This window comes from Microbacterium sp. KR10-403 (assembly GCF_040196215.1).
Classification (GTDB): Bacteria; Actinomycetota; Actinomycetes; order Actinomycetales; family Microbacteriaceae; genus Microbacterium.
The window spans coordinates 136,383-156,023 of record NZ_JBEGDC010000005.1 but is presented as its reverse complement, the minus strand read 5'-3'; the positions used below and the strand labels follow the sequence as shown (position 1 = coordinate 156,023).

Annotated in this window: 15 protein-coding genes and 1 pseudogene; 4 read left to right on the top strand and 12 right to left on the bottom strand. The window is 71.1% G+C overall.

Annotated elements, in window-relative coordinates:
• Nucleotides 1–3: 3 nt before the first annotated feature.
• From dnaJ to lepA, 5 genes are all read right to left on the bottom strand, one after another.
• Nucleotides 4–1,119 (bottom strand): molecular chaperone DnaJ, encoded by a 1,116-nt coding sequence (gene dnaJ, locus ABMQ42_RS12460; RefSeq protein WP_349723317.1) that lies wholly within the window; start codon nucleotides 1,117–1,119, stop codon nucleotides 4–6.
• A gap of 51 nt (nucleotides 1,120–1,170) precedes the next feature.
• A complete protein-coding gene (gene hrcA / locus ABMQ42_RS12455; protein ID WP_349723316.1) occupies nucleotides 1,171–2,217 on the bottom strand; it encodes a heat-inducible transcriptional repressor HrcA in 1,047 nt (348 codons plus the stop codon).
• Nucleotides 2,218–2,319: 102 nt separating this feature from the next.
• Complete coding sequence (gene hemW, locus ABMQ42_RS12450; protein WP_349723315.1) at nucleotides 2,320–3,537, bottom strand: radical SAM family heme chaperone HemW; 1,218 nt, start codon at nucleotides 3,535–3,537, stop codon at nucleotides 2,320–2,322.
• A gap of 7 nt (nucleotides 3,538–3,544) precedes the next feature.
• Nucleotides 3,545–4,192: a DUF1990 domain-containing protein gene (locus ABMQ42_RS12445; protein ID WP_349723314.1), complete on the bottom strand. Its 648-nt coding sequence runs from the start codon at nucleotides 4,190–4,192 to the stop codon at nucleotides 3,545–3,547.
• Nucleotides 4,193–4,237: 45 nt separating this feature from the next.
• Nucleotides 4,238–6,088, bottom strand: a complete 1,851-nt coding sequence (gene lepA / locus ABMQ42_RS12440; protein WP_349723313.1) for a translation elongation factor 4 — start codon at nucleotides 6,086–6,088, stop codon at nucleotides 4,238–4,240.
• Nucleotides 6,089–6,131: 43 nt separating this feature from the next.
• Here lepA and ABMQ42_RS12435 point away from each other — a divergent pair, with 43 nt between their 5' ends.
• Nucleotides 6,132–6,872 carry an alpha/beta fold hydrolase gene (locus tag ABMQ42_RS12435; RefSeq protein WP_349723312.1) on the top strand — a complete coding sequence of 247 codons (741 nt, stop codon included), beginning with the start codon at nucleotides 6,132–6,134 and terminating at the stop codon, nucleotides 6,870–6,872.
• On the opposite strand, the gene ABMQ42_RS12430 is transcribed toward ABMQ42_RS12435, so the two are convergent.
• Together ABMQ42_RS12430 and ABMQ42_RS12425 are read right to left on the bottom strand one after the other, a co-directional pair.
• Nucleotides 6,805–8,070 carry an MFS transporter gene (locus ABMQ42_RS12430; protein WP_349723311.1) on the bottom strand — a complete coding sequence of 422 codons (1,266 nt, stop codon included), beginning with the start codon at nucleotides 8,068–8,070 and terminating at the stop codon, nucleotides 6,805–6,807. The genes ABMQ42_RS12435 and ABMQ42_RS12430 overlap by 68 nt on opposite strands.
• Complete coding sequence (locus ABMQ42_RS12425; RefSeq protein WP_349723310.1) at nucleotides 8,067–9,425, bottom strand: GH1 family beta-glucosidase; 1,359 nt, start codon at nucleotides 9,423–9,425, stop codon at nucleotides 8,067–8,069. The genes ABMQ42_RS12430 and ABMQ42_RS12425 overlap by 4 nt, the downstream gene beginning before the upstream one ends.
• Nucleotides 9,426–9,631: 206 nt before the next feature.
• Here ABMQ42_RS12425 and rpsT point away from each other — a divergent pair, with 206 nt between their 5' ends.
• The gene (gene rpsT / locus ABMQ42_RS12420) at nucleotides 9,632–9,892 is read left to right on the top strand and encodes a 30S ribosomal protein S20 (RefSeq protein WP_349723309.1); all 261 of its coding nucleotides are present in this window, start codon (nucleotides 9,632–9,634) and stop codon (nucleotides 9,890–9,892) included.
• Nucleotides 9,893–9,942: 50 nt separating this feature from the next.
• Here rpsT and holA read toward each other — a convergent pair whose 3' ends face one another.
• The 5 genes and pseudogenes from holA to ABMQ42_RS12395 form a co-directional block, all read right to left on the bottom strand.
• The gene (holA, locus tag ABMQ42_RS12415; protein ID WP_349723308.1) at nucleotides 9,943–10,971 is read right to left on the bottom strand and encodes a DNA polymerase III subunit delta; all 1,029 of its coding nucleotides are present in this window, start codon (nucleotides 10,969–10,971) and stop codon (nucleotides 9,943–9,945) included.
• A 545-nt stretch (nucleotides 10,972–11,516) separates the two neighbouring features.
• A pseudogene (locus tag ABMQ42_RS12410) lies at nucleotides 11,517–12,737 on the bottom strand (ComEC/Rec2 family competence protein); the annotation flags it as partial.
• A 562-nt stretch (nucleotides 12,738–13,299) separates the two neighbouring features.
• Nucleotides 13,300–13,902 (bottom strand): helix-hairpin-helix domain-containing protein, encoded by a 603-nt coding sequence (locus tag ABMQ42_RS12405; RefSeq protein ID WP_349723307.1) that lies wholly within the window; start codon nucleotides 13,900–13,902, stop codon nucleotides 13,300–13,302.
• Nucleotides 13,903–13,994: 92 nt separating this feature from the next.
• On the bottom strand, nucleotides 13,995–16,535 hold the full coding sequence (leuS, locus tag ABMQ42_RS12400; protein WP_502884699.1) for a leucine--tRNA ligase: 2,541 nt from the start codon (nucleotides 16,533–16,535) through the stop codon (nucleotides 13,995–13,997).
• 48 nt (nucleotides 16,536–16,583) lie between these two features.
• Nucleotides 16,584–17,843, bottom strand: coding sequence for an anthranilate synthase component I family protein (locus tag ABMQ42_RS12395; RefSeq protein ID WP_349723305.1), 1,260 nt, complete (start codon nucleotides 17,841–17,843; stop codon nucleotides 16,584–16,586).
• Nucleotides 17,844–17,885: 42 nt separating this feature from the next.
• On the opposite strand from ABMQ42_RS12395, the gene ABMQ42_RS12390 reads away from it, so the two are divergent.
• Both ABMQ42_RS12390 and ABMQ42_RS12385 read left to right on the top strand, forming a co-directional pair.
• Nucleotides 17,886–18,569 carry a DedA family protein gene (locus ABMQ42_RS12390; RefSeq protein WP_349723304.1) on the top strand — a complete coding sequence of 228 codons (684 nt, stop codon included), beginning with the start codon at nucleotides 17,886–17,888 and terminating at the stop codon, nucleotides 18,567–18,569.
• Between the two features lie 5 nt (nucleotides 18,570–18,574).
• Nucleotides 18,575–19,612 (top strand): App1 family protein phosphatidate phosphatase, encoded by a 1,038-nt coding sequence (locus ABMQ42_RS12385; RefSeq protein WP_349723303.1) that lies wholly within the window; start codon nucleotides 18,575–18,577, stop codon nucleotides 19,610–19,612.
• The last annotated feature ends 29 nt before the right edge of the window (nucleotides 19,613–19,641 follow it).

The window sequence follows — 19,641 nt, the reverse complement described above, 5'->3', positions numbered from 1 at the left end:
GGGTCAGTTGCGGAAGCGGTCGCGCAGCCGCGCGAACAGCCCCTGCTGGAACTCGGCGAGCTTGGGCGCCGGCGCCTTCGTCTTCTTCTTGAAGTCGGTGATGAGCGCGCGCTCCTTGGCGTCGAGGCGTGTCGGCGTGATGACGTGCACGCCGACACGCAGGTCACCGCGTCCCGCACCGCGCAGCGCCGTGATGCCGCGGTTCTTGATGGTCAGAACGTCGCCGCTCTGCACGCCGGGCCGCACCTCGAGCTCGACGGTGCCGTCGAGCGACTCGATGGTCGTGGTGGTGCCGAGGATCGCGTCGGGCATCGAGACTTCGAGCGTCGCGAGAAGGTCGTCGCCCTCACGGCTGAACACATCGTGGTGGGCGACGGTGATCTCCAGATACAGGTCGCCGTTGGGGCCGCCGGCGGGGCCGACCTCGCCGGATCCCGGCATCTGCAGCCGCAGCCCCGACTCGACGCCGGCGGGGATGTCGACCGACACCGTGCGGCGGGCCCGCACGCGGCCCTGCCCCTGGCAGGTCGCACAGGGGTACGGGATGGTCGTGCCGTAGCCCTGGCAGACGTTGCAGGGCGCGCTGGTGACCACGTTGCCCAGCAGGCTGCGCACCGTGCGCTGCACGTGCCCGCTCCCGTGGCAGATCTCGCAGGTCACCGGGGAGGTGCCGGGCTGGCAGCACGAGCCGTCGCAGGTCTCGCACAGCACGGCGGTGTCGACCTCGATGTCACGGTGCACGCCGAACACGACGTCACCGAGCTCGAGCGAGACGCGCACCAGGGCATCCTGCCCCCGCTCCCGCCGCGACCGCGGACGGGCCCCGCGCTGGCCGCCCCCGGCGGCACCGAAGAACGTCTCGAAGATGTCACCGAAGCCGCCGAACCCGCCCGCACCGCCGAAGGCCGAATCGCCGCCCATGTCGTAACGGCGACGCTGCTCGGGGTCGCTCAGCACGTCGTAGGCGTGCGTGACGTGCTTGAACTTCTCCTCGGCGTCCGCGCCCGGATTCACATCGGGGTGCAGCTCGCGCGCCAGCCGCCGGTACGCCTTCTTGATCTCGTCCGGCGTCGCATCGCGCGACACGCCGAGCACTTCGTAGTGGTCCTGATCAGCCACAATCGCCTTCCTGCCCGCGCCGCAGCGCGGGTTCGTCGTGTCTGGGTCGGGTCAGCGCCCCGACTCGTCCTCTTCGAGCAACCTGCTCAAGTAGTGCGCGACGGCTCGCACCGCCGCGAGGTTGGTGGGATAGTCCATGCGCGTCGGGCCGAGCACGCCGACCCGCCCGCGCGTGCGCGCGACGTCGTAGTCGCCGACGACGAGCGAGGCCTCGGCCAGCCCGAACGGCGCGTTCTCGCGTCCGATCGATGCGGCCAGCCCCTCCTGGTCGGCCACCATCTCGCTCATCAACCGGAGCAGCGTCACCTGCTCTTCGATGGCCTCCAGCAGCGGATAGATCGAGCCGCGGAAGTCTGCTTCGCTGCGCGCGAGGTTCGCCGCCCCGGCCATCAGCAGCTTGTCCTGCCGGAACTCCTCCAGCTCTTCCGCGACCACACCCAGCAGCGACTGCAGTGCGGGGTCGAGTCGCGCAGGCCTGCTCTGGTCGGCGATGGCCGCCAGGAGCGCCGTGACCGCCTTCGCGCCGTCGCCGACGCTGTGCCCGGTGAGGAGCACCGACAGCCGGGCGCGCAACTGCGCGGCATCCGCCTCGTCGAGGGCGAGGGGAACGGGCACGATGCGCTGCGAGACCCGACCGGTGTCGGTCACCAGGATCACGAGCAGTCGCGCATCGCCGAGGTCGACGAGCTCGACGTGGGTGACGTTCGCCTGGGCGAACGAGGGGTACTGCACGATGGCGACCTGGCCGGTGAGCCGGGTGAGCGCCCGCACCGTGCGTGCCAGCACGTCGTCGAGGTCGGTCGAGCCGTCGAGGAACATCGTGATCGCCGAGCGTTGCGCCGGGCTGAGCGGTCGCAGCTCGGCCAGGTGGTCGACGAACACCCGGTAGCCCTTGTCGGTGGGCACGCGCCCCGACGAGGTGTGCGGGGCGGCGATGAGCTCTTCGTCTTCGAGCAGCGCCATGTCGTTGCGGATCGTCGCCGCCGACACGCCGAAGGCATGGCGGTCGACGATGCGCTTGCTGCCGACCGGTTCGCGGGTCTCGACGTAGTCCTGCACGATCGCCTGGAGCACCTGCAGTCCGCGTTCCGTGACCATGTGCGCTCCCTCCGTCTGCTGGCACTCGTCTGGGTCGAGTGCCAATTCTAGCGAGTCCGGCTGGGGAACCGCTCGGGTGGATGGGCGTGGCGCGCTTCGCCGTCAGTCGGTGAGCGCCCGCACCACCGCATCGGCGAGAAGTCGGCCCTTCAGGGTCAGCACGATCCGGCCGTGAACGGCGTCGGCACCCGAGACCAGACCGTCGGCGATCAGGCCGGCGACGGCACCGCGTCGATCGCCCGCGAGCTCGGCCACCGGCATCCCCTCCCGGATGCGGGTGCGCAGCAGCACGGCCTCGAGCTGACGCGCCGTCTCATCGGGGCGCTCGCGTCCGGCGGCGGGCGACTCCCCGAGCGCGAGGCGCTGCGCGTACGCCGCGGGGTGCTTCACGTTCCACCAGCGCAGGCCCGCGACATGGCTGTGCGCGCCGGGGCCGAACCCCCACCAGTCGTGACCGCGCCAGTACGCGAGGTTGTGGCGCGAGCGGTGCGCGTCGCCCCGCGCCCAGTTCGACACCTCGTACCAGCCGAAGCCGGAGTCGGCCAGTGCGGCGTCGGCGAGCTCGTACATGTCGGCCTGCAGATCATCGTCGGGGGCCGGCACCTCGCCGCGGCGGATCTGCCGGGCGAGCTTCGTGCCCTGCTCGATGATCAGCGCGTACGCCGAGATGTGGTCGGGCTCGAGCGCGACGGCCGTGTCCACCGAACGCCGCCAGTCGTCCAGCGACTCCCCCGGTGCGCCGTAGATCAGGTCGACGCTGACATCGAGCCCGGCGGCGCGCGCCGCCGCGACCGCCGTGTCGACGTTCGCGGGGTCGTGCGTGCGGTCGAGCGCCGCCAGCACGTGCGGCACCGCCGACTGCATGCCGATCGAGAGCCGGGTCACACCCGCCGCCGCGAGGTCGCGGACCACCGCGTCGGTCACGGTGTCGGGGTTCGCCTCGACCGTGACCTCCGCGCCCGACTCGAGGCCGAACGCGTCGCGGACGCCGTCGAGCATCCGTGCCAGATCGCCGGGCGGCAGCAGCGTCGGCGTGCCGCCGCCGAAGAAGACGGTGGATGCCGCGCGGCCGGCGGCTGCGGCATCCATCACCCCCCGTGCCAGCGCGATCTCGGTCAGCAGCGTGTCGGCGTACTGATCCTGCCGGGCACCCCGCAGCTCGGTCGCGGTGTACGTGTTGAAGTCGCAGTATCCGCAGCGCACGCGGCAGAACGGCACATGCAGGTAGACGCTGAACGGCACCCCGCGGTCGACCGGCAGATCGGCCGGCAGCATCCCGTCGGCCGGCGCCGGATCGCCCAGCGGCAGAGCCGAGCCCATCAGAGCCTCACCGGGTCGCGTACAGCGGCGAGATGGCCCGCAGGTACCGCTGGAAGAGCGCCTTGCGCCGGCGCGAGATCAGCCAGGGCATGGCCTTGTAGAAGAACGACCGCGGGGCGTCGAACGCGCGCACGGTGAACCACACCTCGTCGTTCTCGTACCAGTCGATCATGAACGACTCCTCGCCGCTGACGACGGTGTCGCTGACCGTGCCGAGCAGGAACCCGACGCGACGCGGCTCTTCGATGGCCTGGATGACCCGCAGCTCGCCGCCCGCCTTCAAGCCCTTGACGCGGCCGCGGAGGTGCACGGTCGCACCCGAGCTGACCCAGGGTGTGCCGTCCGCGTCGAAACGCTGGTCGGCCTCGAGCTTGCTCGGCGCGATCGGGGTGCCCTCGGCGTCGAAGCTGACGCCGGAGTACATCGGCCCGGAGGCGGGGCGCACGTCGGTGACGATCAGCCCGCCGTCGCGCTGCGCGCGCCACGAGAGCACGGCCTCCGACGCGGTGCGGAAGCGGTCCTCACCGCTGCCGAGGCGCCACGACTCCTGCGCGGGGCGGCTGCGCTCGGGCGGATACTGCATGAGATCGGGCGCCTGGGTCGCCCCGACCGCTGCATAATCCACCGTCTCGTCACGGAAGGTCCCTCGACGCATGGGCTTCAGCCTACCGAGACCAGCCTGTGAGCGGAGTGCACGCGTCTACTTCTTGTCCTTGCCCTCGACGTCGCCCGAGAGCGCGGCGATGAAGGCCTCCTGAGGCACCTCGACGCGGCCGACCATCTTCATGCGCTTCTTGCCTTCTTTCTGCTTCTCGAGCAGCTTGCGCTTGCGGGAGATGTCGCCGCCGTAGCACTTGGCCAGCACGTCCTTGCGGATGGCGCGGATGTTCTCGCGGGCGATGATGCGGGCGCCGATGGCGGCCTGGATGGGCACCTCGAACTGCTGGCGCGGGATGAGCTTGCGCAGGCGTTCGGTCATCATCGTGCCGTAGGAGTAGGCCTTGTCGCGGTGCACGATCGAGCTGAACGCGTCGACGCGCTCGCCCTGCAGCAGGATGTCGACCTTCACCAGGTCGGCCTCCTGCTCGCCGTTGGGCTCGTAGTCCAGCGACGCGTAGCCCTGGGTGCGCGACTTCAGCTGATCGAAGAAGTCGAAGACGATCTCGCCGAGCGGCATGTTGTAGCGCAGCTCGACGCGGTCCTCGCTGAGGTAGTCCATGCCCAGCAGGCTGCCGCGGCGCGACTGGCACAGCTCCATGACGGTGCCCACGAAGTCCTTCGGCGTGAGGATCGCGGCCTTCACCATCGGCTCGGACACGCTGTCGACCCGCCCGTCGGGGTACTCGCTCGGGTTCGTGACGGTGACGTGCTCGCCGGCGTCGGTGGTGACCTCGTAGACGACGCTGGGCGCGGTCGTGATGAGGTCGAGGTCGAACTCGCGCGCGAGACGCTCGGTGACGATCTCGAGGTGCAGGAGCCCCAGGAAACCGCAACGGAAGCCGAAGCCCAGTGCCACCGACGTCTCGGGCTCGTAGACCAGCGCCGCGTCCGACAGCTTGAGCTTGTCGAGGGCCTCGCGCAGCTCGGCGTAGTCGCTGGCGTCGATCGGGTACAGCCCCGAGAACACCATCGGCTTCGGGTCGGTGTAGCCGGGCAGCGCGTGCCCGGCGGGCTTGCGCGCGTCGGTGACGGTGTCGCCGACCTTGGACTGGCGCACGTCCTTCACGCCGGTGATGAGATATCCCACCTCACCGACTCCGAGTCCCTGCGCGGGCGTCGGCTCGGGGCTGGACACGCCCAGCTCGAGCAGGTCGTGGGTCGCGCGCGTCGACATCATCTGGATGCGCTGCCGCGGCTGCAGGCGCCCGTCGATCATGCGCACATAGGTGACGACCCCTCGATAGGCGTCGTACACCGAGTCGAAGATCATGGCGCGGGCCGGCGCGTCGGCATCTCCCTGCGGGGCGGGGATGCGCTCCACGATCAGGTCGAGCAGCTCTTCGACGCCCTCACCGGTCTTGCCCGACACACGGAGCACGTCGTCGGGGCTGCCGCCGATGAGGTTCGCCAGCTCCGCCGCGAACTTGTCGGGATCGGCGGCGGGCAGGTCGATCTTGTTCAGCACGGGGATGATCTGCAGATCGTTCTCGAGCGCCAGGTAGAGGTTCGCCAGGGTCTGCGCCTCGATGCCCTGCGCGGCATCCACCAGCAGGATCGCCCCCTCGCAGGCCGCGAGCGACCGCGAGACCTCGTACGTGAAGTCGACGTGGCCGGGCGTGTCGATCATGTTCAGCGCGAACGTGCCGTCGGCCGTGGCCCACGGCATGCGCACGGCCTGGCTCTTGATCGTGATGCCGCGCTCGCGCTCGATGTCCATGCGGTCGAGGTACTGCGCACGCATGTCGCGGTCGGAGACCACACCGGTGATCTGCAGCATGCGGTCGGCGAGGGTCGACTTGCCGTGGTCGATGTGGGCGATGATGCAGAAGTTGCGGATGAGCTCCGGGGGCGTCTGCGACGGCTCGAGGGGCTGTGTGGCGCGTGGTGACATGTCGCTTCGATTCTACGGGGACGGCCTGTCCTACCCTGAAGGAATGGTGGTCCACGTCGTCTTCGTGCACGGGATCCGCACCTCCGCGACGATGTGGCGGACGCAGGTCGCGCATCTGACCGAGCACGGTATCCCCTCCACCGCGGTGGATCTGCCCGCGCACGGCACCCGGATGGCCGAGCCGTTCACCCTGGATGAGGCCTTCGCGACCGTGGATCGTGCGGTGCGGGATGCCGCGGCCGACGGCCCCGTGCTGCTGGTGGGCCATTCGATGGGCGGGCTCGTGTCCACCGCGTACGCGGGGCGCGAAAACCCGCCGCCGCTCGCCGGGTTCGTTGCGGGGTCGTGCACCGCGTTCCCGCGCGGTGCGGGCCTGGCCGCCTACCGGTTCGCGACGCAGGCCATGACGGCGCTGCCCGATCACGGGCTCTGGCTCGCCGAGCGGGTGCTCGACGCGACGCTGCCGGACGACACCCGTGCCGACTTCGGCGCCGGGGGCTACGCGTTCCTCGCGCAGGATGCCGCGCTGCGCTCTCTCGCGCAGCTCGACCTCGCGGCCGCTCTGCGGCGCATCACCGTGCCGACCTGGTTCGTGAACGGGCAGTTCGACCAGCTGCGGATCAACGAGCGCACCTTCTGCGCGCTCGTGCCGCATGCCGAGCTGATCGTCGTGCCGCGCACGACGCATCTGGTCACGGCCATGCGGCCGCGCGTCTTCAACGCAGTGCTTGATCTGGCTGTGGCGACCGTGTGCTCCGACGCTCACGCGCAAAGCCCGACATGATGCCGCCGACCGCCGAGAGCACGACGCTGAAGACCAGCAGCAGCCAGAAGCCGCCGACGAGCGCCACGAGCAGCGCGCCCACCAGCGGGCCCACCAGCTGACCGAGGGCGGCCGCGGTGTTGACGAGTCCGAGGTCGCGGGCATGGTCGTCGGGATGCGGCAGGAGATCGGTCGCGAAGGCCAGCCCGACCGTCGAGAACGCGCCGTAGCCGACGCCAAGCAGTGCCGCGGCGATCATCGTGGTGGTCAGTGACGGCGAGACGAGGATGACGACGGCGGCTGCCGCCTGCACGAGCGCGGAGATCACCGTCAGGCCGCGGCGCGCGCCCGTCCGGTCAGACCAGCCGCCGGCGAGCACCGAGGCGATGACGACGAAGATCGTGTACACGACGATGATCAGCAGCAGGTTGTCTTCCGCGTCTGCCTTGGGCTGCCCGAGCCCGTACATGAGGAAGAAGAGGAACAGCGTCGTCGGCAGCGCATTGCCGACGTTGGTGACGAAGCGACCCCACACGACCCAGGCGAAGTCGCGGTCGCGGAGCGACTCCCAGGGAAGACCCCGGCGCTCGCGGACCGGCTGCTGCGCGGCATCCGGCTTCGGATCCGGCAGGAACACGGCCGCCAGCGTGCCGATCACCGCGATGAAGACGGCGAGAACGAGATACCCGGCGAGCACGCTGAGCCCCAGCAGGACGACAGCGCCCACACCCACGACGATCCCGACCGCCTGCGATGAGCTCGCAGACGCGGCCGCCGCCCCACGCTGCGACTCGGGCAGCTGGTCGGCGATGAGCGCGGTGAAGGCGGCCGACGCGACGGCGACGCCGATCGAGACACCCGTCCAGGCCAGACCGATCGGCCACGCGCCGTGTGCGAACCCGGTGAGAACGAGACAGACCGCCGTCAACCAGCTCGCGCCCACCGCCCACGGGCGGCGCCGGCCCCAGCGCGACCGCGTGCGGTCGGAGAGGGCACCGGACAGGGGTGCGGCGACGATGCCGGCCAGTCCCCCGATGCCGAGCACGATGCCCGACGAGACGACGCCGTACACCCAGGTGCCGGCATCCCCCGGCGTGTCGAGCTGATCGGGCAGCAGCAGCTGCACGGGGGTGAGCTGGACGGTCCAGATCGCCAGCCACGCGAGTGTGAAGAGCAGGAACCAGAGGCGACCGACCTTGGTCGTGCGGGGAGGTGTCATGCGTGGGCCTCTCGGATGAGCGTGCGATACCAGTCGAAGGACGCCTTGGGCGTGCGTTCGGAGGTGCGCTGATCGACATGCACGAGTCCGAAGCGCTGGGTGAAGCCGTCCGCCCACTCGAAGTTGTCGAGGAGCGACCACACCGTGTACTCGCGGACGTCGACACCGGCGTCCATCGCGTCGGCGACCGCTCCGATGTGCTCGGCGAGATAGGCGATGCGGTCGTCGTCCTGCACGCGCGCAGCCCGCTCGGGCTCGGGGAACGAGGCGCCGTTCTCGCCGATGACGATGGGCGGCAGCCGCTCGCCGTACCGGGAGCCGAAATCGATCAGCAGGTCGCGGAGCGCGGGCGGATCGATGGGCCATTCCGGACCGAAACCGGTCACCGGCACACCCGGCGTGGGGACGATGTCAAAGGGCAGGGGGCCGGGAGCGGTGGCACGGGTGACCGTGGTCGGATTGTAGAAGTTGATGCCGTAGACGTCGAGCGGCTCCGCGATGACAGCCAGATCATCGCCGCGGACAGGCATCGGCGGCAGCCCGAACGACTCGAGGTCGGGATACTCCCCCGTCAGCAGCGGGTCGGCGAAGACCCTGTTGTGCAGCAGATCGTAGGTGGCCACGGCCGCCCCGTCATCCGGGTGCAGGGGTCGGACGAGGGTGTGGTTGTTCGGGATGCCGATCTCTGTCGCGCCCGCGGCACGCAGCGCCTGCACAGCCCGGCCATGGGCCAGCAGCTGATGGTGCACGGTCGCCAGCGCCTCGAACAGCAGCTGCCGGGCCGGCGCCAGCGTGCCGAGTCCGTATCCCTGCAAGGACATCGAGACGGGCTCGTTGATCGTGTACCAGTGCCGCACGCGGTCCGCGAACCGGTCGGCGACGATGCTCGTGTAGTCGGCGAAGCGGTCGGCCATGTCGCGCGTGAGCCAGCCGCCGGCGTCTTCGAGCTGCTGCGGGTGGTCCCAGTGATAGAGCGTGGGGAAGGGCGTGATCCCGGCATCCAGCAGCCCGTCGATGAGCCGGTCGTAGTAGTCGAGACCACGGGGCTCGGCGGGGCCCGTTCCGTCGGGCTGGATGCGCACCCACGAGAGGGAGAACCGGTAGCGATCGACGCCGAGCTCGCGCAGCAGGGCGATGTCGTCGCCGTAGCGGTGGTAGCTGTCGGGACCCGGCTCGGCCGTGGAGCCGTCCTTCACCCAGCCGGGTACGTCGACCTGGGTGTCCCAGATGCTGCGGCCACGGCCGTCACCGGTCCGAGCGCCCTCGATCTGGAAGGACGACGTCGCGGCCGCCCAGCGCATGCGCGCGGGGAAGCGCGCCGCCAGCAGTCGCGGGTCGGGTGTCGGCTCTGACATGGAAGTCTCCTCGCTCGTCGTCGTGCGAGAGTGTTCGGGTGCTGTAATCATGGTGCACGCGCGCCGGTTGCGCGAATCGGGGACTCGGGCGTTTCCTGGTAGACTCTTCTCTTGGCTTGCGTGTGGGTTTTTCCCGCACACGCCCGACGGCGCCCTCTCTGCCGGACGGCACTCAACCGATCACCTGAACGAAAGAACGTCCACACGTGGCAAACATCAAGTCGCAGATCAAGCGCAACAAGACCAACGAGAAGGCGCGCGAGCGCAACAAGGCCGTCAAGAGCGAGCTGAAGACCGCGGTGCGTCGCACCCGCGAGGCCGTCGCAGCCGGCGACAAGGCCGCCGCCGAGAAGGCGCTGGGGACCGCGAGCAAGAAGCTCGACAAGGCCGTCAGCAAGGGCGTCATCCACAGCAACCAGGCCGCGAACCGCAAGTCGGCGATCGCGAAGCAGGTCAACGCGCTCTGACGCGAGCAGTTCTGCCGAAGCCCGTCCCGCAAGGGGCGGGCTTCGTCGTCTCAGCCGCCGAACGGTGCGCGGGTCGCGATGACGGTGATCATCCGTTCCAACGCGAACACGGCGTCGCGCGAGGCGCCCTTGACCTCGGCGTCGGCCCGCGCGGTCGCCTGGATGGCACGGCCAAGGCTCTCTTCGTTCCAGCCCGACAGGTCACGCCGGGCACGGTCGACCTGCCAGTCCTTCATGCCGATCTCGGCCGCAAGCGCGGCCGACGAGCCGCGGCGACCCGCGACGCGCGCCATCGTCCGCAGCTTCATCGCGACGGCGGCGACCAGCGGCACCGGGTCGGCGCCCGAGTCGAGCGCGTGGCGCAGCGCGATCAGCGCGTCGCCGTAGCGACCCGCGATCGCGGTGTCGGCCACGGTGAACGCCGTGGTCTCGACGCGGCCGCCGTAGTACCGCTGCACGACCTCGGCCGTCACCTCGCCGGGGACGTCGGCGATCAGCTGCTGGCACGCGGCCGCGAGCTCGGTGAGGTCGTCCGCAAACGCCTGGGTGAGGGCGCGGAGTGCGGCGGGCGCGATCTTCTTCTTCGCGGCCTTGAACTCGCCGGCAGCGAAGTCGAATCGGTCGCCGTCGCGCTTCACGGCCGCGCACGGCACCTCCACCGCGATGCCGGCCGCCGCGCGGATCGCGTCGAGGAGCTTCTTGCCCCGCACGGTGGCGCCGGTGTGGCGCAGGATGACGGTCGCGCCGTCCTGCGGATGCTCGAGATACGCGAGCGCCTCGGTGAGGAACGCGTCGGACGACTTCTCTCCCCCGGTGATGCGCACCAGGCGCGGCTCGCCGAACAGCGAGGGGGAGGTCAGCGCCATGAGAGTGCCGGACTCGTAGTCGTCGGCGCGGAGATCACTCACCTCAAGGCTGGCGTCTTCGGCACGGAGATAGTCGCGGACGGCGGCGATGGCACGCTCGGCGCACACCTCTTCGGGGCCCGACACCAGCACGATCGGCGCCGGCTGCGGCGTGCGCCAGTCGAGCTGCGGGATCGCGCTCTTCGCGCGAGCGGGAGTACGGCGGGCCGGCATGCTTCCAGCCTACGGGGCGGTGCCGACATCGGCGGCGCGCGCTCGCGCCACACGGCGAGCCCGTCACCGTCGACCGACACCGCGACGACCCCCGACTGGTCGGTGCGCCCGATCGTCATCCCGTCGGCCCGCAGGAAGGCGAGGGTCCCGGCCCGCGGGTGCCCGTAGTCGTTCCCGGCGCCCACCGAGATCAACGCGACCGCGGCGCCGAGCGAACGGTAGAGCTCCGGATCCTGATCGGCACTGCCGTGGTGCGCGACCTTCACGACGGCATACGGCGGATGCAGCGCACCGGACGCACGCAGGGCGCGCTGGGACACGGCATCCATGTCCCCGAGGAAGAGGGATGCGGGCACTCCCCCGCCCCGCACATCGAGCACCACACTCGCCTCGTTGCCGGTCGGGAACGCCGGGTCATCCGCTCGCGGCCACAGGACGGTCCACGTGGCGGCGCCGAGGCGGCCCGACAGGCCGGCCGCGGCGTCCACCACCTGCGCACCCGTGGATGCGAGGTCGGCGAGCGTCCGCCGATCGCCCGCGTCGCCCGGCGGACCGTGCAGCACGATCGTAGCCCGGCCTTCGGCGGCCGCCAGCCCGCCGATGTGGTCCTGGTCGTAGTGCGTGAGCACCAGGAGATCGAGGCGATGGATGCCGAACCTGTCGAGGCAGGCGCGCAGCGGCGCCGGATCGGGACCGGTGTCGATGAGTGCCACAGCCCCTTCAGAACGGACGAGGATCGCATCTCCCTGGCCGACGTCGCACAGGGCGATGGTCCAGTCACCGGGCAGTGTCAGACTCCCCACCGTCGTACGCAGGGCCGCCGTGCCGGTCTGCACCCCGACGATCAGGGCGAGCGACGCCGCCGCGATCCGGCGCGCGAGGCGCCACCCGCGGCGTTCTGTCCGTGGCAGCAGGAGGATGACAGCGGCCGCGCCCACCGCCGTCAACGCGAGCGCACCCACCCACCCCGAGGGCCACGGCAGCGCGGCCTGCGGCAGGGTGACACTCACCAGTGCGGTCTCGCTGATCCAGGCAGCCGGCAGCCAGGTGAGCGCGACGAGCCCGGATGCGAGCATCGGGACGACGGGCGCCGCCACGCACGCGGCGAGCCCCAGCACCGTGGCGATCGGCGCCGCGGGAGCCGCCAGCAGATTCGCCGCGACGCCGTACAGCGGCACCGTCGGGTTGATGAGGATCAGCAGCGGCCCGCACACCAGCTGCGCGGCCAGCGGGACGGCGAGCCCCAGTGCGATGGCCTGCGGGAGCCACCGTGCCATCCCGCGAGCCAGCGGCGCCGCCAGCACGAGCAGCGCGCCCGTGGCCGCTGCCGACAGCGCGAACCCCATCGACACGGCCAGCCACGGATCGGCGACGAGCACCACGACCACCGCGAGCGCGAGAAGGGAGACGCCCGCGCCCACGCGCCCCAGCAGCACGCCGAGCATGGCGATCCCGGCCATCGCCGCCGCGCGGACGACGCTCGGTTCGGGGGTGACCAGCACGACGAAGCCCGCCAGTGCGGCAACTCCTGCGCCCACGCGCACGCCGCGCCGCGCACCGCACAGCGCCGCGGCGCCGAAGGCGAGCCCGACGACGATCGCGCAGTTGGCTCCGGAGACCGCCGTCAGATGCGAGAGCGACGCGGCCTTCATCGCGGTGTCCAGCGTCGCCGTCACACCCCCGGTGTCGCCCACCGCGAGCCCCGGGATGAGACCCGCGGCCGGTTGGGGTAGTCCCTCGGTCGCATCGGCCAGCGCATGGCGCATGCTCGCCGCCACGGCGGCGACCCCGGTCGGCGCGGACACGACGTCGATGCCTCGCCCGGCGCTCACGATCAGCACCGCGCGCTCTCCCGCGTCGGCGGCGAACGCCGTCCCCGAGGCGACGACGCGCGCACCGACATCCGCACCCTCGTCTCCGCGGATGACCACGGGCACGGCGACCCGCGCGCTCCTCTCGCCGATGTCGATCTCGTCGGCCCGGGCGTCGAAGGCCACCTGCCCCGATGCCGTCCGCTCGGCCTTGCCGGTGACCGTCGCGTGCACGACGATCGCCCGACCGCCGCCGATCGCCAGCTCCGCGGCCGCGGCGCGCGCGGGCTGCACGAGTGCGACGTGGGATGCCGCGGCCGCCGCCATCGCGAGGCTCACGGCGACCAGTGCCCACGCCGTCGTGCGCCGTCGCGTCGTGATGCCGATCGCCGCCAGCGAGCCCGCCCAGAGCCCGAGGGCGATCCACCGTGCGAGCCCGGGAAGCATGACGCCCGCTGCCGCCCCGCCCCACGCGGCGGCGGCGATCGGGACGAGCCGCAGATCCCGTACGCGCACGTCACACCGTCACCAGGTCGCGCAGCCCGGCCAGGACCTTCTCGCCGATGCCCGACACCGCCAGCAGATCGTCGACGCTCGTGAACCGGCCGTTCTCGTCACGCCACGCGATGATCCGCTGGCCGAGCGCCGGGCCGATGCCCGGCAGCTCTTCGAGCGCGGACTGGTCGGCCGTATTCAGATTCAGCTTTCCACCCGCGGTGACCCCGCCACCGGGGGCGACGGTCGCTTCCTCCCCCTTCTTCGGGACGACGAGCTGCTCGCCGTCGCTGAGCTCACGGGCGAGATTCACCCCGTCGCGCGCGGCGCTCTTGGCGAAGCCGCCGGCGGCGGCCACGGCATCCACCACCCTCGATCTGTCCGGCAGCACATACAGCCCGGGCTCGCGCACCGCGCCCGACACATGCACGTAGATCTCGGCCCCCGCACCCGACGTGGCCGCCGGCGTCTGATCGATCGTGACGGCCTGCGTGGGCGCCGACTGGCCGCGGAAGATGCCGATGCCCACCGTGACGGCCAGCGCCACCAGGACGAGCACCACAGCGGCCCCGAGCCCGAGCCGGTGGCGGGCCGGTGCACGGGGTTCGGGCTCAGCGGATGACACCCGACCACGCTAGGCACGCGCCGGGCACCGCCGAGGCGGTCTCCCCCGATCGGTGGACAACTCCCCGCCCGGCCCTGCCTGGGGAGGAACCGCTACTTCGTGCTGAAGCTGACGATCTTCGGCGCGCGCACGATCGCGCGCGTGATCGCACGGTCGCCGAGCGAGCGCTGCACGTGCTCGTCATCGCGAGCGAGCTGCTCGAGCACGTCGGGCGCGATGTCGGCGGGCACGTCGATCTTCGCGCGCACCTTGCCGTCGATCTGCACCACCGCGGTCACGCTGTCGTCGACCAGCAGCGCCGGGTCGGCCGAAGGCCACTCGACAAGGCCGATAAACGGCTCGTGGCCGAGCACCGACCACATCTCCTCGGCAGTGTGCGGCGCAACGAGGTCGAGAACCTGCGCGGTGACCTCGGCGGCCTCGCGCACGGCGGGGTCGGCCGCACCGGCCCCCGAGTCGATGGTCTTGCGGGTGGCGTTGACCAGCTCCATGAGGCGCGCGACGATCACGTTGAACTTCGTCTGCTCGACGAGGCCCGACGCGTCCGCCAGCACGCGGTGCGTGACGCGGCGCAGCGCGACGTCGCCCGTCGACGCATCGGCGCCGACCGGGCTCGCGACGTCGTGCGCCACGCGCAGTGCGCGGGCGAGGAACTTCGTGGCACCGGTCGCCGAGACGTCGGCCCAGTCCTTGTCGTCCTCCACCGGACCGGCGAAGGCGAGGGCCGTGCGCAGCGCGTCGGCGCCGTGCGCGTCGAGCTCTTCGTTGAAGAGCACGAGGTTGCCCTTCGACTTCGACATCTTCGCGCCGTTGAGGATGACCATGCCCTGGTTGATGAGGCTCGAGAACGGCTCGTCGAAGTCGATCAGCCCCATGTCGTGCAGCACCTTGGTGATGAACCGCGCGTACAGCAGGTGCAGGATGGCGTGCTCGACGCCGCCGATGTAGAAGTCGACGGGCGCCCAGCGCGCAGCCTCGGCCGGCGGGAACGCCTGCGTGGCGGAGTTCGGCGACAGGAACCGCAGGAAGTACCACGAGCTGTCGACGAAAGTGTCCATGGTGTCGGGGTCGCGGCGCGCCGGCGCGCCGGTGGCCGGGTCGGTCGTGGTGACCCACTCGGTCGCCGCGCCCAACGGCGACTGGCCCTTGGGCTTGAGGTCGAGGTCCTTCGCCTGCGGCAGCAGCACCGGCAGCTGGTCTTCGGGCACCGGGACGATCTGGCCGTCCTCGGTGTGGATCATCGGGATCGGCGTGCCCCAGAACCGCTGCCGCGAGATCAGCCAGTCGCGCAGCCGGAACGTCGTGGCGGCGTGGCCCGCCTCGCGCTTCTCGAGCTCGGCGATCATCGCGGCGATGGCGTCCTTCTTGCCCAGGCCGTCGAGCGCGCCGGAGTTGATCATGCGCCCCTCCCCGGCCATCGCCGTGCCGGTCGCGACGGGATCCAGCTCGTCCAGGGTCGGACCGCCCTCGACGGTCGTGTCGACGACGACCCGCACGGGCAGGTCGAACGCGCGCGCGAAGTCGAGGTCGCGCTGGTCGTGTGCGGGCACGGCCATGACCGCGCCGTGGCCGTAGTCGGCCAGCACGTAGTCGGCCGCCCAGATCGGCAGCCGCTCGCCGTTGACCGGGTTGATCGCGTAGCGGCCCAGGAACACACCGGTCTTCTCGCGCTCGGTGCTCTGCCGCTCGATGTCGGTCTGCTTCTGCACCCTCTCGAGATATGCCTGGAACTGCATACGCACGTCGGCCGAGGTCTCGGCGACCAGCTCGGCCGCCAGATCGGAGTCGGGCGCGACCACGAAGAACGTCGCACCGTACAGCGTATCGGGGCGGGTCGAGAAGACCGTGACCTTCTCGGCACGGCCCTCGATCTCGAAGTCGATGTCGGCGCCGGTGGAGCGGCCGATCCAGTTGCGCTGCATCTGCAGCACCTTGTTCGGCCAGTGCCCCTCGAGCGTGTCGAGGTCGTCCAGCAGCCGGTCGGCGTAGTCCGTGATGCGGAAGTACCACTGCGTGAGCTTCTTCTTCACGACCTCGGCGCCGCAGCGCTCGCAGTGGCCGTCGACGACCTGCTCGTTGGCCAGCACGGTCTGGTCGTTCGGGCACCAGTTCACCGGGCTTTGCTTCCGGTACGCCAGGCCCCGCTCGTACAGGCGCTGGAACAGCCACTGGTTCCAGCGGTAGTACTCGGGGTCGCTCGTGTGCAGCTCACGGCTCCAGTCGAACGAGACGCCGTACTGACGGAACCCGGCCTTCTGCTGGTCGATGTTCGCGTAGGTCCACTCGCGCGGGTCGGCACCGCGCTTGATCGCCGCGTTCTCGGCGGGCAGCCCGAACGAGTCCCAGCCGATCGGGTTGAGCACGTTGTGACCGCGATGCCGCCAGTAGCGCGCGACGATGTCGGAGTAGAGGTAGTTCTCGGCGTGTCCCATGTGCAGGTCGCCCGACGGGTACGGGAACATCGCCAGCACGTACTTGCGCGGCCGCGTGTCGTCGTCGCCGCCGGCACGGAAGGGCACCTGCTCGGCCCAGAGTCGCTGCCACTTCGCCTGGATGACGTGCGGGTCGTAGCCGCCCTCGGTCGGGACGTCGGTAGCAGTGGTCTGAGACACGGATGGAGCCAATCGGATCATGTCGGGATGCCGCGCGAAACGCGCATCCTTCAGGATACCAGCGGCGTCTCACCACCCCCTGGGCGGCACGGCGCCGATCGCCCGCAGCGGCGCCCGCGCCTTCAGCCCCACCTCGGCAACCTCTTCGGCGGCGTCCGAGAGCCACGTGATGCCGCCCCCGGCACCGACATACGCGCCGCCCGGACGGGTGACGATCGAGCGGATGACCATCGCGAGATCGAGCCCGCCGTCGGCGCCGATCCAGCCGAAGCAGCCGGCGAAGACACCGCGGGGTCCCCGCTCGAGCTCGTGCAGGATCGTCATCGCCGACAGCTTCGGTGCGCCGGTCATGCTGCCGGCCGGGAACGCGGCGTCGAGCACCTGCCCGACCGTCGTGCCGTCGCGCAGCGTGCCCGCGACCGTGCTCACGAGCTGGTGCACGGCAGGGTAGCTCTCCACCGCGAGCAGCTGCTCGACGCGCACGGTGCCCGGCTCGCACATCCGCGCGAGATCGTTGCGCATGAGGTCGACGATCATGACGTTCTCGGCGCGCTCCTTCGGGCTCGCGACGAGCTCTGCCGCAAGCCTCGCGTCGGCCGCGGCATCCACTCCACGCGGCCGTGTGCCCTTGATCGGGTGCGTGCGCACGGTGCGCCCGCCGATCTCGAGGAAGCGCTCGGGGCTCGCACTCACCAGTGCGACGCCCCCGGAGCGGATGAGGCCACCATGATGCGCGGGCGTCGCCGCGCGCAGCGCGCGATGCGCGGCGATCGGATCGACATCGCCGTCGACCTCGAACCGCGTGGTCAGGCACAGCTGGTAGGCGTCCCCCGCGCGGATGGCGTCGCGGCACCGGCCGATCAGCGCGGCGTACTCGACCGGCGTGTGACGGCTGCGGGCGGTGGATGCCGCGGTCCGCGGCGCCTGCGGAGGCCTCGGTGTCGGCCCCTCGAGGTCGATGTCGCCGTGGCAGGCCACCGTGCGCGCGGCGTGGTCGAACACCGCGAACCCGCGCACGGCGAGCAGAAGGTCGCCGGGGACGTCGGGATCGGATGCCGCCACCGGCGCACCTGCTGCCTCAGCGCCGGCCTCGTAGCCGAACCAGCCGACCCACCCGCCGCGGAAGGCGCCGTCGCCGCCGACCACAACGGTGCTGCGTACACGTGCGACCTCGTCGGGCACACCCCAGCCGACGATGCTGCGCCCGTCGGAGGCGTCGGGTCCGGCGTCCAGCCAGAAGACACCGTCGTGGTCCGCGGCGACCACGTCGAAGGCGGCGGACGGATCGCGCCACGGCACCGCTCGGCCGGGCTGCAGTACCTGGGGCATGCTCCCAGGCTAGAGGGCGCCGGCGCCCGTAAGCTCGGCGGGGTGAACGACCTGCTCACCGGCCTGCTCGACGCCGTGCAGAGCGTCGCCCCGGTCTGGCGCGTGCTCATCGCCGGCGTCGCGATGATGCTCGAGACGAGCGTGCTCGTCGGGCTGTTCGTCCCCGGCGACACGATCGTCATGGTCGCGGGCACGGCGGTGGGCTCCTTCTGGGAGGGCGCGGCCCTCGTCGCCACGATCATCGTGGGCTCGCTCATCGGCGAGAGCATCGGATTCTGGCTGGGGCGCGTGCTCGGCCCGCGCATCCGCCATTCCCGCATCGGACGATGGATCGGCGAGAGCCACTGGCAGCGCGCCGAGCGGTACGTCACACGGCGCGGCGGCATCGCCATCCTCATCTCCCGCTTCCTGCCCGTGCTGCACTCCGTCGTGCCGCTGACCGTCGGGATGAGCGGCTACCGCTACCGGCGCTTCCTGGCTTGGACGGCGCCGGCGTGCGTGCTGTGGGCGAGCATGTACGTCACCGTGGTGTCGATCGCCGCGCACACGTACCGCGACGCCGCCGACACCGTGCACCTCGCCGGGTACATCTTCATCGGCGTCATCGTCGTGTTCCTGCTCTTGATCGTGGGCGGCAAGAAGCTGCTCGAGCGTCTTGAACAGCGGCATCTGGCCGCCGAGCCCGAGTCGTCCGTTGGGAGCGACGGCACGACCGTGCGAGACTGAGACGGATGCCCGAGAACCCCGCGGCGACCCAGCGCGCCAAAGTGCTGTGGCTCGCGCGCCTGGAATATCGGTTCCACGCGTGGCGCGAGCGTCGCGCCCGCAGGCGCGGACTGACCCCCACGGTCGCGGCGTTCCCCGGCTACGGCGGCAACGGCTGGGTGCGGGTCGTCGGCCGCGTGCTCATCACCCCGCCGGCACGCCGCGACCCGACCGGCGAATATGCATCCGTGCGGGGATGGCGCAGCTTCCTGGCCGTCCCGATCGGCTTCGCCCAGGTGACCGTCCGCATCGGCGACGCGACGCACGACGTGGTCGCCGACCGTGGTGGCGTCGTCGACACGGTGCTGCCGGTCGACCTCTCCCCGGGGTGGCACACCGTGGCCATGTCGGTCGAAGACGGCACACCGGTCGATACGCGGGTCTTCGTCGTCGGAGACGACATCCGCTTCGGCATCGTGTGCGACGTCGACGACACCGTCATGGTGACCGCGCTGCCGCGCCCGCTGGTCGCGGCGTGGAACTCCTTCGTCGTCGACGAGCATGCACGCCAGCCCGTACCCGGCATGTCCGTGCTCCTCGAACGTCTCGTCCGCGAGAACCCCGGTGCACCGGTCGTCTACCTCTCCACCGGAGCGTGGAACGTCGGCCCGACCCTGCTGCGGTTCCTGAGCCGCCATCTGTTCCCGACGGGCGCGCTCCTGCTGACGGACTGGGGACCGACCCATGACCGCCTCTTCCGCAGCGGCACCGAGCACAAGAGCGCCAACCTGGAGCGGCTCGCCGAGGAATTCCCGCAGGTGAGCTGGCTCCTGGTCGGCGACGACGGGCAGCACGACGACGCGATCTACACCGCCTTCGCCGGCAGTCACCCCGAGAGCGTCTCCGCCGTGGCGATCCGCCGCCTCTCGTCGACGCAGGCGGTGCTGGCCGGCGGCCGCACGACCGTGAACGACCATTCGGCCTCCGAAGTGCCGTGGGTCACCGGCGACGACGGCGCGGCGCTGCTCGAGCGCCTCGAAGAGGCCGGCATCGCCCAGGACTGACTCCGCACGCATGTCGGTGGCCCGCCCTA

What these genes read in the sequence shown, in the direction of transcription:
- hemW (WP_349723315.1), bottom strand. Translation starts at nt 3,537, where the DNA reads ATGGGCTCGGCTCTGCCGCTGGGCGATCCGGCGCCGGCCGACGGGATG.
- lepA (WP_349723313.1), bottom strand. Translation starts at nt 6,088, where the DNA reads ATGTCACCACGCGCCACACAGCCCCTCGAGCCGTCGCAGACGCCCCCG.
- holA (WP_349723308.1), bottom strand. Translation starts at nt 10,971, where the DNA reads ATGCCGGCCCGCCGTACTCCCGCTCGCGCGAAGAGCGCGATCCCGCAG.
- ABMQ42_RS12435 (WP_349723312.1), top strand. Translation starts at nt 6,132, where the DNA reads ATGGTGGTCCACGTCGTCTTCGTGCACGGGATCCGCACCTCCGCGACG.
- leuS (WP_502884699.1), bottom strand. Translation starts at nt 16,535, where the DNA reads ATGATCCGATTGGCTCCATCCGTGTCTCAGACCACTGCTACCGACGTC.
- ABMQ42_RS12445 (WP_349723314.1), bottom strand. Translation starts at nt 4,192, where the DNA reads ATGCGTCGAGGGACCTTCCGTGACGAGACGGTGGATTATGCAGCGGTC.
- ABMQ42_RS12385 (WP_349723303.1), top strand. Translation starts at nt 18,575, where the DNA reads ATGCCCGAGAACCCCGCGGCGACCCAGCGCGCCAAAGTGCTGTGGCTC.
- hrcA (WP_349723316.1), bottom strand. Translation starts at nt 2,217, where the DNA reads ATGGTCACGGAACGCGGACTGCAGGTGCTCCAGGCGATCGTGCAGGAC.
- ABMQ42_RS12430 (WP_349723311.1), bottom strand. Translation starts at nt 8,070, where the DNA reads ATGACACCTCCCCGCACGACCAAGGTCGGTCGCCTCTGGTTCCTGCTC.
- ABMQ42_RS12395 (WP_349723305.1), bottom strand. Translation starts at nt 17,843, where the DNA reads ATGCCCCAGGTACTGCAGCCCGGCCGAGCGGTGCCGTGGCGCGATCCG.
- ABMQ42_RS12425 (WP_349723310.1), bottom strand. Translation starts at nt 9,425, where the DNA reads ATGTCAGAGCCGACACCCGACCCGCGACTGCTGGCGGCGCGCTTCCCC.